Consider the following 14871-nt stretch of genomic DNA (forward strand, 5'->3'; position numbering starts at 1 on the left):
AGTTGTAATACTTAATAGATAAAAAATAATACCAGTTGAATAAAAAATTAAAGACATATAGAATAAAGATACAAATCTTTCACCTTGAGTATTTCCATAATCTTCTAAGTATTCATTATCAGTAATTTTTTTATTCTGTTGTAAATAATTCCATATATATATATCGGTATATACAGAGTTTATATACATAATAATTTTATTTATCATTTCCCTATTCTACCAAAAAATATTGAGTTTACTCCAATCTACATTATTCATTGAAGATCCCCAACTAAGATCTCCTAATATATTGATAGGTTTAGATGATGTTACACTAATAAACAGATATGTCAACTGTTGCAATACCTAACGAAATACCTAAAACAGATGCACTTGTCATTAATTATCTCGTACAGTTATAGTAACAACAATTCCTCCGACAAAAGCACCTATAAATCCAATTTTGGATACTCCTCCAACTACTTTTAAACCTTTTTTCTTTAAAACATCAATAACTCCGTGTGTAGTTTCTTGAATACCTAGACTTAAAGAATAAGTTTCTAAGTTCGTTAAAGGGTTCTTAAAACCTTGAATAGTTTCTATACCAAAAAATCTATTACCGCCATTAATTCCTAAACCTACAATAGAAGGTTCTGATTCACTTTTGGAGGAAACCTTTTCTCAGGATTTAATAGATAAGATTTTATTAATTTCGTTATTATGATATCATTCTCTATCTCTTCTAGTTTTGATTCTTTTTAATTTGATGGGTTATCTTTTGACGAATCTAATGTTATGAAAGAATAGAGTCATTCATTTGAAATCTATCTCTATATTTTAGAAAATGTCCTTTTTGTACCTCAAAAAGTCATTAGAAACATAGCAAATATGCATAGAGTTAAATAATAAAAAAGGCTGCCTTTTAGAAAGACAGCCTTTAATTATAAGTAGTTGAGAAATTAAGAACTATTTCTTAAGGAATTTCAGGCTTTTTGTAAAGTTGTTGCCAGAAATTTGTATTACATATAAACCAGATTTTAAATTATCAATTGCTAATTTTTTGCTTCCTTGAGCATTATTAATTGATAAGAAATTTTCTAGTTTTCCTGAGATAGAATAAATAGCTACTTGGAACTGTCCTTCTCCTAAGCCACTCAAGATTATTTCATGCTGAGCAGGGTTTGGATAAAGGCTTAATTCTTCTTCAAGTTGGAGCGTTGTTGTATTTTCTATAGCAGCAGATCTGCCATTACTAGAGCAAGAACCTCCTGCGTTCCATCCCCAAATAGCTATATCTGGAGCTCCAGCAGTACCATTCCATTCATTATTTGATGTATAATTATTGCCATTGTAACTCACTACAGTTCCTACAGGGTAATTCGTGTTAGGTTCCCATGTAGTACATGCATCATTGTTATCGTCATCACCTTCTTCATTTGTAATTTCTAACCAGTTCATGTTAAAACCATCAGAAGAAGCTTGTACTCTAATTGTAGTTTGTCCAGATGGGAGAGTAGCATCAACAGAAATTGTTTTCCAGTTTTGCCATCCACCTGTTGCTTGGAAATTTACGTCTGCCAAAGTGCTTCCGTTTGCAGAAACAGTAAACGATTTATTATCAAAACCATCAGCAGCAATACGGAATCTCAATTTTCCTTCACCGCCACCTGGAATATTTACATTGTATTCCATAAAATCGCCACTGTCTACCCATCCAATATTATTCACACCATCTACATCTTCCGTAGGCTCTACTTGGATACCTGACATAGTACTAAATTCTTCAGCTTCTATTCTAAGTGTAAATTTCCCTTGAAGACTTACAGAAACAGTAGAAGAACTAGATGCTTCACCATCAGAAACTACTAAAGAGAATTCATAATTAGTGTCATCTTGAAGACCGCTTACAGTAGGTTGTGCAACAGATACATTATCAAATGTTACAGCAGGACCAACAGTTTGCGTCCAAGCATATGTTAAGGCTACAGGTCCGTTATCAGGATCGTTAGAAACCGAACCATCTAAAGTTGTTACACTAGTACCGTTTTGAAGTACTTGATTATCACCTGCGTTGGCAATAGGTGCTTCATTTGCTTTAGGTAGTTTTTCTAATACTACATTGTCTATAAAAACATCAATATTACTATTACCTACATTGAAAGTTACTCTACCATTTGTTTCGGTAGCTTCTTCCATTGTAAACTCGTAAGAGAATTGTTGCGTTCTATTATTTAAGCTAGGCTGAGCACTGAAAAATCCTGTCCAAGGCTCACCATTTTTTTCTATAGAAAGAACGATAGAACGATTATTTGATGAACGAGCATCAAAAGATATTCTATACTCTGCACCATTTTCAATTTCTAAACCTCCTTGATTGTATTGTACATGCCAAGTATCAGAACCACCATTGCTAATTACAGCATGTAATTGATTGTCTACAACATCATGGTTTGCAGTAGCACTTGCGTTGATATACGTTGTCCAACCTTCAAAACCATTACTGAAATCGCCATTCGATAACATATTTATAACGTCTTTGACTTCAACATTTACTTGGTCTGTACTCGTATTACCTACAGCATCGGTAACTGTTAATTCAAATACGTAAGTCCCTAAAACTAAATCATTGATTACAGTAATTGCTGAAGTAGGATTTAGGATAGTTGCAGTTGAAGGTCCGTCTACTTGTATCCAATTATAAGATAGAGCATCCTCTTCTGGGTCAGTACCACTACCCGTTAATTGTGCAGTACCATTAATAAGACTAGTAGAAACATTATTACCCGCATTGGCAACAGGAGATTGGTTTGGAGTAACTGTAATATTGATAACCGCAGTTACATTACCTGCAGTTGCGGTAACCTGATCTGATGCTCCCAATGTTGTAGCAGTATACACACCATTTGGTGCATTTGCAGACCAAGTAATTAACTCATCTTGCATTAATTGACCACAACCATTTTTTACTATTGCTGTGAAATTGAATGTTTGATCAATTACTATTGATTGATCTCCTTCAGAAATTTCAACAGTAGCAACTTCAGGTGTTTCACAAATTAAAGTTAAAACAATTCCTTCAATTTTGATTTCATCTACAGCTACTGTTCCAGCAGTACCAGTAGGACCTTGAACCTCATATTGAATACTTGTTACATCCGTAGCGTTAAAAGAAACGGCATCTCCCCAACCTGCTTGAGAGAACTGATTCCATGATAATTCTACCATTGTCCAATCTGCATGAGCAGGAACTGGTGAAGCGTAGTAATCAAAATCTGTAATAGAAGTGGTAGGAACTTTTACTATCATTGCATCTCCTTTATGCCAAAAAGAGATTCCTGTAGAACTTGCAATATCTTCTCTACCTGTACCTTCTTCAGATAATGGAAATCCAAAGCCAACAAAAGGATTGAATTCTAAAGTTCCCTCATTTAATACATAAGAAACTTCTACACTGTTTGAAGTACTAACAGCACCACCACTTGTCATTGGTAAAGGAGTTGCATTAGGAGTAATAGTAGAAGCACCGCCATTACCATTATCATCTAAAGCAAACCACTCAGTGTTTAATTTTGTAATACCATTATTTTCTGCATCTGCAACAAGTGTTGCATTTTCTGGAACAACTGTAATTGTTACTTGCGTACTAATGCCATCTACTGTTAATGTAACTATTTCTGTAGTAAGTGTGCTTGTGTTCGAAAAAACACCATTAGGTGCATTTGAAGACCAATTGAAAACGGCGTCTCTTACAGTGCCACCACATTCATTTAATGCACGTGCAGATAAAGTAATCGACTCATCTAATTCAATAGTAATAGAACTTTCACCATTAATAAGTACATCTACAACGGCAGGGTTTTCACAATCCGTATTGCCAATAGCTAATATACCATTTGCAACAAATACCATAGGAGCATTCCAGTTGATTGTTACTTCATTAGTAGAATAACTACACCAATCATCAAAATAACGTTTAGCAGGAATATTTGAATTTGGGTGGAAACATTCGCCTCCTGGTAATGATGCATTTTGAGCACCACCAACAACCATACCCGGTACAGGTTCAAAAATACCATCTGCCTGACTTGGTCTGTGATGAGGGTGCATTGGTCTGTTTTCTCCAAAACCTGTGAAATAGCTCATACCTGTAGGGTTTTTACCTAAAATATAATCTAAACTAGATTGAGCAACAGATAAATGATCACTGTTTCCTGTTAATTCATAACCATAAAGAGCAATCATGCCATCATTTAAGAAATTGGCATTATTACCCCAGTTAAAAGATGTTTCAACAACTTTATATGGAGAGCTATTAAATTCTCCAATTTTCATATTTGCATAATTAATCACACGAGATTCAACTTCTGCGATATTAGCAGCACTTGTTAAGTTATCTTTATTTGCTATAAGCGAAAGGTAACCAAGAGGAGCGACATCTGGCCAACCAGGAACGCGCATTCCGTGATTTAATAGGTTAGATGCATTCCAATACGAATCTTGTCCTGTTGTAATATATAATTCGATGGCAGCCCATGCTTTCTCATCAGATAAATTATTATCACCATAAGTTCCTGTATGTACATCACCTGGGTTATCAAAAGTAATATTATCATTATTTGCTCCCCAGTTCCAAGCACGTTCAGCAGCAGTAAGACATTGTTGTGCATAAGCAGCATCATAAGGAGCGTAAACTCTTGCAGCTTGTGCCATTAATGCAGCAAAATCGAATGTTGCAGCCGTAGCTTTACCAATTACATATCTTTGTTGATGTGCAGCACTTGGCATTACTTCGCCTTCAAAACCTAATGTTGTCATCTTATGGTATACACCTCCGTCACTTGGGTCTTGCATTTGTAATAACCAATCAAGATTCCATTTCGCTTCGTCTAAAATGTCGGGCATATTATTTCCGCTTTCAGGAATATTTACATCGAAATCTGCTGAAAATTCAGGATACATTTCATAAAATGCCATTAACGTCCAAGTAGAAATACCTGAGTTAACAACATATTTACCGTAATCACCCGCATCGTACCAACCTTTTGGAGCAGAGAAAGTAGAACCTACCGCTCTACCACCTCCAGCAGAAGAGTGTACTTTTACATTTGTGTCTGGGTGACCAAACCCTCTAGCCCATGTTCCTCCATGTTCTGAAGTAATGCTTGTAGAAGATCTTTGGTAATAGTAAAATTTTAGCGATGCAGATGCAACTCCATCATAAACACTCTGACCGATTTCAAACGGGTGAGATTCATTACCGCCTGCTACTATCTTGTAAGTTCCAGCAGTTTCTACTGCAGAGAAATCTGCAGTAGCGAATGATTCTTGTGCTTCTTGCCAATTTATAGAAGAGCTTAATGTACCATTAAATACTACAGCATTGGTGTTAGTATTTACTACTTGGAAAGATCCGCTTCCGTTGGGTACTTGGGCAAGTTTAGTACTTGAGGGTAAAAAACCTGTTTGGTTTACATTTATATCTTGAGCCTGAAGGGTCAAGCCTTGCATAGCCGTGCAAGAAATCAAGAATAGTGCTTTTAAATAAATAGTGTTGAAAAATCTTTTCATTTCGTTTTTAGTTGGTAGAAATAGTTGTAATAATTACATTTCATATATGCAATGTTATTTTATGTTAGATAAGTAGTGTTCATTATTTGTTTGGAGTTTTACATCATTTGTTCATTTATGACTAATACGAATAGATGGTGTAGTTGAATTTGAATCCACATTTATTACGTATTTACGCTTAAAAGATTAATAAAGTAAGGAAGTGCTATTTCACTATAAAAAATGAGGTGTAAAAGAATAAAAAGCGAATCGAAATTGTATATATTATAATATAGTAGTGAAGTAGAGGTGTAAAATAACATTACGTTGTTGTATATTTAAAACGCAGTATATTAGTAGTTTACATAATAAATAAATTACGTTTTATAGCTATTGATATTTGAATAAGCTACTATTTTCAGTAATTAAGGAGGTCAAATTTTAAGTTGACTATTTAAAATAGAGTAGACTACTTTTTGTTTTATTATTAACGTTTTTGCATTGAACATAATACTACTATATAAAATGCTGTGCTGTATTCATTAGTTTACAAATCTTAGTTTAGGATTCCCTCCGTACCTACCTAAAAAATATTGCTTTTTTTCTTAATTTGTCCTTATGTCAAAAGAAAAAAGACAAAGTTTTAAATATAGAGGAAGACCTTTAGTAGAGAAAGTGTCTATATCTGTACCCTATACTAAGGAAGGAGTTTTCCAAAATGAAGGCTGTTTTCTGTACGTTAAAGATGCTACAGTGAAGCTTCATTCGGCCCACGAAAGAATTGAAGTAAAACAAAAAGAAGCAATTCTATTAAAATGTGATACTTACTTTTTAGAATTTATTGGCCGTGAAAATGAAGGAGATGTAGATGTTATTGCATTTCATTTGTTTCCAGATGTATTAAAGAGGTTATATATAAATGAATTACCCTCCTTAATAGAAAAAAAGATAAGTAACCCCGAAACAAAGCATATTGTTGATGAAACAATTGTAGCGAGGTTTATTGATTCTCTAGAATTTTATTTTGATAATCCCTCTCTAGTCAATGATGATCTTTTAGAGTTAAAAATCAAAGAATTGGTGTTGTTACTTGTACAAACTAAAAATGTAACATCGGTGCTAGAATTAGTAACTGATTTATATTCTCCAAGGAAATCAAAATTAAAGAAAGTAATAGAGTTGCATACCTTTTCAAACCTCTCATTAGAAGAACTGGCGAAAATGTGTGATATGAGCTTATCGTCATTTAAAAGAGAATTCCAAAAAACATTTAATGAAACACCATCTCGCTATATCACTTCACAAAGAATAAACAAGGCAAAAGAATTATTATCATTTTCTGAATTACATATTAATGAAATCGCTTACGAAGTAGGTTATAATGACCCGTTATACTTTACAAGAATTTTCAAGAAAAAAGAAGGCCATTCTCCAACTCAATTCAGGGAGCATTTAAATATGCTTGGGTAGTAGTTTATCATTATCTATATTTTAAAAAGGTACTGATTTATCTTTTGATATAGTTTTTATTTATATCATTATAAAAACAATCAATTTTACAAATAGTTAAATCTGTCGTAAGTTTGTAACACAATAAATCGAAAGAGTAATCAATTAAAATTAATATAGATATGTCACAAATAGGAAAACAAGTAGTAGACTTCAAAGTTCAAGCATTTGCAAACAACCAATTCGAAACAGTAACAAAAGCTGATGTTTTAGGAAAATGGTCTATCTTCTTCTTTTACCCAGCTGACTTCACTTTTGTTTGTCCAACTGAACTAGAAGACTTGGCTAACTTGTACGAAGATTTTAAAGCAACAGGGACAGAAATTTATTCTGTATCAACAGATACACATTTTGTTCATAAAGCATGGCAAGATACTTCAGATACAATCAAAAAAATTAATTACCCAATGTTAGCAGACCCAACTGGTGTTTTATCAAGAGGTTTTGATGTTATGATTGAGGAAGACGGAATGGCTGAAAGAGGTACTTTTATAGTAAACCCAGAAGGCGAAATCGTTTCTTATGAGGTGGTAGCTGGCAACGTAGGTAGAAATGCTGAAGAGTTATTAAGAAAATTAAAAGCATTACAATTTGTAGCTGCTAATCCTGCAGAAGTTTGTCCTGCAAAATGGAAAGAAGGTAACGAAACTTTAAAGCCTAGTATTGATCTTGTAGGTTTAATCTAAGCCTTAATATCAATTAACACCTAAACCTAAAGGTCTATTAAATACGTTACTAGTTAAAGTTACTTATTTGATAGACTCCATTCACTCTTATCAGAAGAAATTAAAAATATATTGTCATGTTAGAACAAGCATTAAAAGAACAAGTACGAGGATTATTCGGTTACCTAAAAAGCAAATTTACATTTAACGTAATTGTAGCGGCAGATCATAAAAGTAAAAGCGATTTACTATCGTTATTAGAAGATGTGGTCGCTACTACAGATAAAATTACATTGAATGTGGCAGAGGGTGAAGGGCTATCTTTTTCAATAGTAAAAGAAGATGTAGACTCGGGTATTGTTTTTAGAGCAGTGCCAACCGGACATGAATTTACTTCGTTGTTAATGGCTGTGTTAAACATGGATGGTATTGGTAAAAACCTTCCAGATGAAATGTTGACAAAACGTATTAAGAACATTTCTGGTAAAGTAGAATTAAAAAGTTATATCTCATTAACGTGTACTAATTGTCCAGAAGTAGTTCAGGCATTGAACGTAATGGCAATATATAACCCTAACATCAAACACGCTATTATTGATGGGGGTATTAATAAAGAAGAAGTAGAAGCATTGGGTATTCAAGCAGTACCAACTGTAACGCTTAATGGTAAACAATTACACGTTGGTAGATCATCTTTGGGTGAGTTACTTGGAAAAATTGAAGAGCAATTAGGTACAACTTTCTCTTTAGAAGATGCAGAAGAAAAAGAATACGATGTAATTGTTGTTGGAGGTGGACCTGCTGGAGTTTCATCAGCAATTTATTCTGCTAGAAAAGGGTTTTCTGTAGCCATTATAGCAGGTACTGTTGGAGGTCAGGTAAAAGAAACTGTTTCTATTGAGAACATGATTTCTATATCAAAAACAACAGGCGCAGAATTAACTGCTAATTTAAATCAACACTTAAAAGATTATCCAATTGATGTATTGGAGAATAGAATGGTAGAAGGGGTTGAAATTATAGATGGCGTAAAGCATGTAACAACTTCTTTAGGAGAGAAATTCTCTACACCTGCGTTAATTATTGCTACAGGTGCAAGTTGGAGAAAACTTGGTGTACCTGGCGAGACAGAATATATTGGTTCTGGTGTTGCCTTTTGTACACACTGTGATGCTCCTTATTTTAAAGGTAAAAAAGTGGTTGTTGTAGGTGGAGGTAACTCTGGTTTAGAAGCAGCAATCGATTTATCTTCTATTGCCGCTGAGGTAACTGTTTTAGAATTTATGGATACACTTAAAGGAGATCAAGTTTTACAAGATAAAGTAAATAGCCTTTCTAATGTAGCTGTAATTACAAATGCAAAAACGTTAGAGGTAGATGGCGATGGCAAACAAGTTACTGGCTTGAAATACGAAAACCGTGAGAATGGTAATGTAGAAACAGTTGTAACAGATGGTGTATTTGTACAAATTGGTTTAACTGCAAATAGTGGAGCATTTAAAGAAATTTTGGATACAAACCGTATGGGTGAAATCGAAATTGATGCACATTGCAGAACAAAAGTAGCAGGTGTTTATGCCGCTGGCGATGTATCTATTGTACCTTACAAACAAATTGTAATTGCAATGGGAGAAGGTTCTAAAGCTGCTCTTTCTGCTTTTGAAGATAAGATTAAAAATAAACAACTATCTAATGAGTCAACTTTGGCTTATTAGTAATAAAATATAAATAATCGGTTGATATTAATTTATGATGCTCTGTAAAAGACATCGTAAATACATTAGACTTTATCACGGTTAATTTATTAAAGTTCTGAATCTAATCCTTAAGTTATGTAATCCAACACCTATTTTTATCAGGTAATCATGTATTTCGGAAGACCTAAGGTTTATTTTTTGACTTAAAACTTTAAGACGTTTCACACCTGAAAAAGCATGTTCCACTCTAATTCTTAAACTGGATATTCCTTTATTAATCTGTTTTTGAAGAGGTGATAGTTTCACTTTTTTAGATGTTTTATAGGGGAGAATTACATTTTCGTGTTCTTTATCTGCACCTAAAAAGCCTAAGTCTACAAGTATATTTATAGAGGATTCTTTCACGATAATATCATCCCATATACTTTTATCATGGGCACTTCCTTCATAAGTGTTACTGATAAAATGAATGAAACCACTTTCATCTGTGAAAGCAAGGTTTTTAACAGTGTGAGCCTTCTTCTTTCCACTATAAAACTCCTTTTGAACATCATAATCTATACTTCTATTGATTTGCCTTTCAGTAACATCACAAAGTATTGAATTTAAATTTGAAGGTATTATAAATGGCTCATTTGAATCGGGTAATAAAAAGCATTTACGTAAACTTTCAATCAGAATTGGTAATAGAAAGTTAACCCATTCACTTACTTTGGCTTGACTTATTTTAAAGTAGGAACCAAAAAACACCTGTCTAGGATGTTCTTTTAGATAGATTAGAATGAATTCTAATTTTTTGGAACTACCATAAAGACTTGAAAGACGAGATTCTTTAAACTTTGGATAAGCTCTTTTCTTTCCTTTTAATGTGTAGTTAGAAATTTTCATTTCAACTTGATATGAAAACTCTTTCAATAAAAAATCAAATTCCGTTTGAGTTAATGAGGTTAATGAATTAATTTTATCCAAAATGGCTAAGGTTATAATAGTTTTGTTTGTGTAGGAACTACAAAACTAAAACTTTAAGCCATTTTTTCTTTTTATAAGAAATTAACCGTGATAAACTCTATTGAACACAAAAAAATATATAATATAATAAGTAGAGTAGTTAATGATGTGTTTTTTAGCTTTTTTTCTTTTCTAATTATAGGTTTTTTTTTCGATAATTCTTTTTCTACTATTAAATTTTCAAACACTATTCTCACGTTCGTTGGAATAGTGATTTTGTTCATTCTCGTTGAATTAATAATTAGTTTTTTTATTTCATTTATCAATCTTATTAGATGTCACTTATTACAAGAATAAAAATACTTGCCATCACAATATTTTCTACCGTTTTCTTCTCTTACAAACTGATTTCTAATAACTTTTATAAAAAAGAAAAGTTTAATGAATGGCAATCGTTAAAATGGAACCATTTCAAAGGTGTTTCTAGACCATTTTCAAAATATTCTGCTGGAATTCTTTGTGAAATAAAATTAGAATTTGACTCTTCTAAAAAACCTAACTACTCTGCAAAGGCGATACAAAATCAGACTCTTTCTTGGGTAAATTGGAGTGATATAACATCTACAAACTCATCATATATATTAGAACATGAACAATATCATTTTAATATAACAGAAATCTTTGCTCGAAAATTAAATGAACAGCTAAGTCAACAAAAAACCATTTCTAGAAAAGATGTACTTCAGCTTCTCATGAATTATAATATTGAACATAATAAAGAACAACAAAAATATGACAATGAAACAAAGCATAGTTTGTTAAGAAGTCAACAAATGTATTGGCAATATAAAATTGATTCAATATTATCATATCAAGAGGTAAGCCTTTAATTTGAATAAAAACTAAATTATGCAAACCCTATTAAACTTCCTTATTGGCTGTATATTGGCTTGTATTTCTTTTTGCATAATTATTTCGTTTGAAATTGATTTTAAGGATATAGCTATAAATGATACTTTTAATTATTCTGATCTATTAAAAGGAGCAAGATATAGCTTATTTATAGCTGTAGCAGAAGAATTATTATTTAGATATTTACCTTTAAGAAACTATATCAACCTAAAAAAGAAGTTCTCTTTAAGAAAGCTAACTATGATTGGAGTTAGTACTTCATTATTATTTGGGATTCTTCATTTGAATTTTGATCAATTCCCTAAATTACAAATACTAATTTTTATTTCTGCTATCAGCCTCTTCTTAGCTACTATTTGGTCAAAAAGTATTTCAACAGCTATTGGAATGCATTGGTCTTGGAATCTTATTCAAGGAGTCATTTTTAATTTCGAAGGAAGTGGAAAAAGCTTAAAAGCAATGTTATTAACTGAAGTAGATCATACTTTTCTTCCTGAAATGAGTAACTTAATTATACTCACTACGCTATTTGAGATTGTAATACTATATCTGATATATAAAATTATACTTAATAAAAAATCAATAGCGTCCTAAACGTTTAAAAAAGTGTGAGAATAATTTACGTATCTCAATTACCTTTGAGTTACAACAACGAAAATATAATTCTCACAAATATCAAAGGTAAATTTATTCTCTCAAATAGTCTCAAAACATGACCGTAATTCTTTCAAAAAATTAGTTACAGAAAAGAAAACTGATAAACATCAAAAAGGCTTTACAAGTTGGACTCACTTGGTCTCTATGCTTTTTTGTCAATTTGTAAAAAGCCAATCTATTCGTGATATCAGTAATGGTTTGAGGTCAGCAACTGGTAATCTTAATCATTTAGGTATACAAATGTCTCCATCTAAATCAACGATTAGTTACCAAAACAAGAACCGAGATTGGACTTTGTTTAGGGAGTATTATTATAAGCTACTTACTCAATTAGGGCAGCAAGCAGGCTTTAAGCAAACTAAATTCCGTATAAAATCTAAGATATTCCTATTGGATTCCTCAACCATTAGTCTGTGTTTAAATCTTTTTGATTGGGTGAAATACAAGACCACTAAAGGAGCTATAAAACTCCACACACTTTTAGATTATGATGGTAATTTACCTGCTTATGTAAATGTTTCTAATGGTGAAACAGCTGATAACAAAGGAGCCTATGAGATACCTTTATTTGCTAATAGCGTGATTGTTGCCGATAGATATTATAATGATTTTTCTTTATTAAACGTTTGGGACAGCAAAGGAGTCTTCTTCGTCATAAGACATAAAGAAAACTTACAGTTTAAAACAATTAAAGAATTAGAATTACCAGAGAATAGACATCAGTATATCCTAAAGGATGAACTAATTGAAGTTACAGGAACTCAAACAAGTACTAAATATCCTAAAAAACCTAGACGTGTTGTGATTTGGAATGATGAGAATAACCAAACGATAGAACTAATCACCAATCAAATGTCTTGGACAGCAAACACAATAAGTGAGCTTTATAAGAGTAGATGGCAGGTTGAAATCTTCTTTCGAGAAATTAAACAGCTTCTACATATTAAATCTTTTATCGGAACAAGTGAAAATGCTGTAATGATTCAAATTTGGACGGCTTTAATCACAATATTAATTCTAAAATACCTCAAATCGATAGGTGAATTTGAGTGGAGGTTATCTAACTTGATCGCATTCATAAGACTCAATTTATTCGTTAAAATTGATCTCAAAAAATGGTTAGATAAACCTTTTGAAGATCCTCCGAAACCTAGACCAAAATATGTACAAGGGGATTTATTTTAATATTGATTGATTTTATAGACTGACAATAGCTGAAACGTGCATTTTTTTGGAATTTGAAAACGTTTAGGACACTATTGATAAAAAATGAAATTTAAAAGCTATTACTTCTTCTTTTTTATACTGTTTTTCAGTATTGCTTTCATTTTAAACAATTATTACCGACCCTATATTTATACAAATAATATTAATGATTTTGGTTTAGCAGATATGGCTAGTAATCTATTTTTCATACCAATAGGTTGTGTTTTTTTCTGGATGCTATCAAAAACAATGACAAAGAAAACAAAAGAACTAGATGTTATTATCTCCTTTGTTTTACTTTCACTACATGAGGCTTTAAGTTATTTTATCCCTTTTCTAGGCGTATTTGACTTCAAAGATATTTTAGCTCTATTTATTGGGGCAGTGATTGCTTTTTATATCCAAAAAAACACCACCACAAATGCTCTAAAACATTCGTAATGGTGTTTTCAATATATCTTTTAAAAAGGAAACTAAGCCTTCACCAATTGTCCTTTGTTGACAATCGCTATTGCTTTACCTTTTAATTCTTTGCCTATAAATGGAGAGTTATTTGATTTCGATTGAATATCATTTTCTGTAAAAGTCCAAGAAGTTTCTGGAGCGAATACTGTAAGACAAGCTTTTGCACCTTCCTCTAATTTTGGTTCTTCAATCTTTAAAATTTTTCTAGGTGATGTTGTCAATTTATCAATGATAAGATCTACAGAAATATCTTTTGGTAAATTTGAAATGATAGAAGCAAAAGCTGTTTCTAAACCTAAAATACCACCATCAGCTAAATCAAATTCTAAACGTTTAGATTCTGTATCTAAAGGTGTATGTGATGATACAATTACATCAATTGTTCCATCTCTAAGTCCTTCCCAAATTGCTTCTATATCATTTTTTGATCTAAACGGAGGAATCACTTTCTTAAAAGTATCAAAGTCAGAAAGGTCTTCGTCTGTAAATGCTACCTGATGTGCAGCAATATCACAAGTTACTTCTAAGCCTTCTGCTTTTGCCTTGCGAATTAAATCTACAGATTCAGCTGCAGAAATATTTGCAAAATGTACTCTACCACCTGTATAAGTTAGTAAAGAGATAATTTTTTGAATAGCCAGCCATTCTGCAACATTAGGAATACCTCTTGTACCCATCAAAGTACTTGGAATACCTTCGTTCATATGCCCATCATTATTTAGCGTCTTTTCATCAGCTAATTCAATCATAAGACCATCAAAACCTTGCATGTACATAATAGCTCTTTTAACCACGCCCAAATGCCAAGAAGAATGAGTTCCATCTGTAAAAGCTACTGCTCCTGCATTGTGCATATCTGTCACCTCATTCATTTCCTCTCCTTTACAATCTTTAGTTAGTGCACCCATAGGATGCAATTGTACAGGTTGAAATAAGCTCATTTGCTTTACAAAATGAATACTTTCTTTGGATTGAATAACAGGTTTAGTATTTGGTAATGTTGCTACATCCGTAAAACCGCCAAAAGCTGCTGCTTTACATAAAGAAGCTATATCCTCTTTAAATTCTTCTCCTGGCTCATTAAGTGAAGACCTCATATCAAACCATCCTGTAGAAACCCAAAGGTTGTCTCCTACAATATTCTCTGCATTAGGTGCATCTATACTAGAAGTTGAAATTGTTTGGATAGTTCCATCTTTAATTAAGATAGATACACTTTTATTATGGTAAGGTGATGTTGCGTTTGAAACTCGAACATTACTAAGCAAAACTTCTTTCATGGCGAT

At 32.4% G+C, this 14871-nt stretch carries 10 protein-coding genes; 7 read left to right on the forward strand and 3 right to left on the reverse strand.

Annotated elements, in window-relative coordinates:
• Positions 1-945: 945 nt before the first annotated feature.
• On the reverse strand, positions 946-5547 hold the full coding sequence (locus tag EI427_RS18085; protein WP_126617397.1) for a glycoside hydrolase family 9 protein: 4602 nt from the start codon (positions 5545-5547) through the stop codon (positions 946-948).
• 597 nt (positions 5548-6144) lie between these two features.
• Between EI427_RS18085 and EI427_RS18090 the strand changes: the two genes are divergently transcribed.
• The 3 genes from EI427_RS18090 to ahpF all read left to right on the forward strand — a co-directional run bounded on the left by EI427_RS18090 (position 6145) and on the right by ahpF (position 9415).
• Entirely contained in the window at positions 6145-6996 is an 852-nt protein-coding gene (locus tag EI427_RS18090) for an AraC family transcriptional regulator (protein WP_126617399.1), read from the forward strand.
• A 161-nt stretch (positions 6997-7157) separates the two neighbouring features.
• Complete coding sequence (gene ahpC / locus EI427_RS18095) at positions 7158-7721, forward strand: alkyl hydroperoxide reductase subunit C (protein WP_126617401.1); 564 nt, start codon at positions 7158-7160, stop codon at positions 7719-7721.
• A gap of 116 nt (positions 7722-7837) precedes the next feature.
• Positions 7838-9415, forward strand: a complete 1578-nt coding sequence (ahpF, locus tag EI427_RS18100; RefSeq protein WP_126617403.1) for an alkyl hydroperoxide reductase subunit F — start codon at positions 7838-7840, stop codon at positions 9413-9415.
• Between the two features lie 81 nt (positions 9416-9496).
• Here the strand turns inward: ahpF and EI427_RS18105 are convergent, their stop codons facing one another.
• The gene (locus EI427_RS18105) at positions 9497-10366 is read right to left on the reverse strand and encodes a transposase family protein (protein WP_126610724.1); all 870 of its coding nucleotides are present in this window, start codon (positions 10364-10366) and stop codon (positions 9497-9499) included.
• A gap of 314 nt (positions 10367-10680) precedes the next feature.
• Between EI427_RS18105 and EI427_RS18110 the strand changes: the two genes are divergently transcribed.
• The 4 genes from EI427_RS18110 (at position 10681) to EI427_RS18125 (ending at position 13561) form a co-directional block, all read left to right on the forward strand.
• Positions 10681-11235: a DUF922 domain-containing protein gene (locus EI427_RS18110; RefSeq protein ID WP_126617405.1), complete on the forward strand. Its 555-nt coding sequence runs from the start codon at positions 10681-10683 to the stop codon at positions 11233-11235.
• 19 nt (positions 11236-11254) lie between these two features.
• Positions 11255-11851 carry a CPBP family intramembrane glutamic endopeptidase gene (locus EI427_RS18115; RefSeq protein WP_126617407.1) on the forward strand — a complete coding sequence of 199 codons (597 nt, stop codon included), beginning with the start codon at positions 11255-11257 and terminating at the stop codon, positions 11849-11851.
• A 78-nt stretch (positions 11852-11929) separates the two neighbouring features.
• Positions 11930-13099: an IS4 family transposase gene (locus tag EI427_RS18120; RefSeq protein ID WP_126617409.1), complete on the forward strand. Its 1170-nt coding sequence runs from the start codon at positions 11930-11932 to the stop codon at positions 13097-13099.
• Between the two features lie 84 nt (positions 13100-13183).
• The gene (locus EI427_RS18125) at positions 13184-13561 is read left to right on the forward strand and encodes a hypothetical protein (protein ID WP_126617412.1); all 378 of its coding nucleotides are present in this window, start codon (positions 13184-13186) and stop codon (positions 13559-13561) included.
• A 32-nt stretch (positions 13562-13593) separates the two neighbouring features.
• Here EI427_RS18125 and EI427_RS18130 read toward each other — a convergent pair whose 3' ends face one another.
• A complete protein-coding gene (locus tag EI427_RS18130; protein WP_126617414.1) occupies positions 13594-14865 on the reverse strand; it encodes a dihydroorotase in 1272 nt (423 codons plus the stop codon).
• Positions 14866-14871: the final 6 nt, after the last annotated feature.

The sequence above is a fragment of the Flammeovirga pectinis genome, assembly GCF_003970675.1.
In the GTDB taxonomy this organism is placed as follows: domain Bacteria; phylum Bacteroidota; class Bacteroidia; order Cytophagales; family Flammeovirgaceae; genus Flammeovirga; species Flammeovirga pectinis.

Bases quoted from the DNA above. Each gene is read 5' to 3' on its own strand.
- EI427_RS18130 (WP_126617414.1), bottom strand. From the start codon at position 14,865: ATGAAAGAAGTTTTGCTTAGTAATGTTCGAGTTTCAAACGCAACATCA.
- EI427_RS18115 (WP_126617407.1), top strand. From the start codon at position 11,255: ATGCAAACCCTATTAAACTTCCTTATTGGCTGTATATTGGCTTGTATT.
- ahpF (WP_126617403.1), top strand. From the start codon at position 7,838: ATGTTAGAACAAGCATTAAAAGAACAAGTACGAGGATTATTCGGTTAC.
- EI427_RS18085 (WP_126617397.1), bottom strand. From the start codon at position 5,547: ATGAAAAGATTTTTCAACACTATTTATTTAAAAGCACTATTCTTGATT.
- EI427_RS18090 (WP_126617399.1), top strand. From the start codon at position 6,145: ATGTCAAAAGAAAAAAGACAAAGTTTTAAATATAGAGGAAGACCTTTA.
- EI427_RS18125 (WP_126617412.1), top strand. From the start codon at position 13,184: ATGAAATTTAAAAGCTATTACTTCTTCTTTTTTATACTGTTTTTCAGT.
- EI427_RS18110 (WP_126617405.1), top strand. From the start codon at position 10,681: ATGTCACTTATTACAAGAATAAAAATACTTGCCATCACAATATTTTCT.
- ahpC (WP_126617401.1), top strand. From the start codon at position 7,158: ATGTCACAAATAGGAAAACAAGTAGTAGACTTCAAAGTTCAAGCATTT.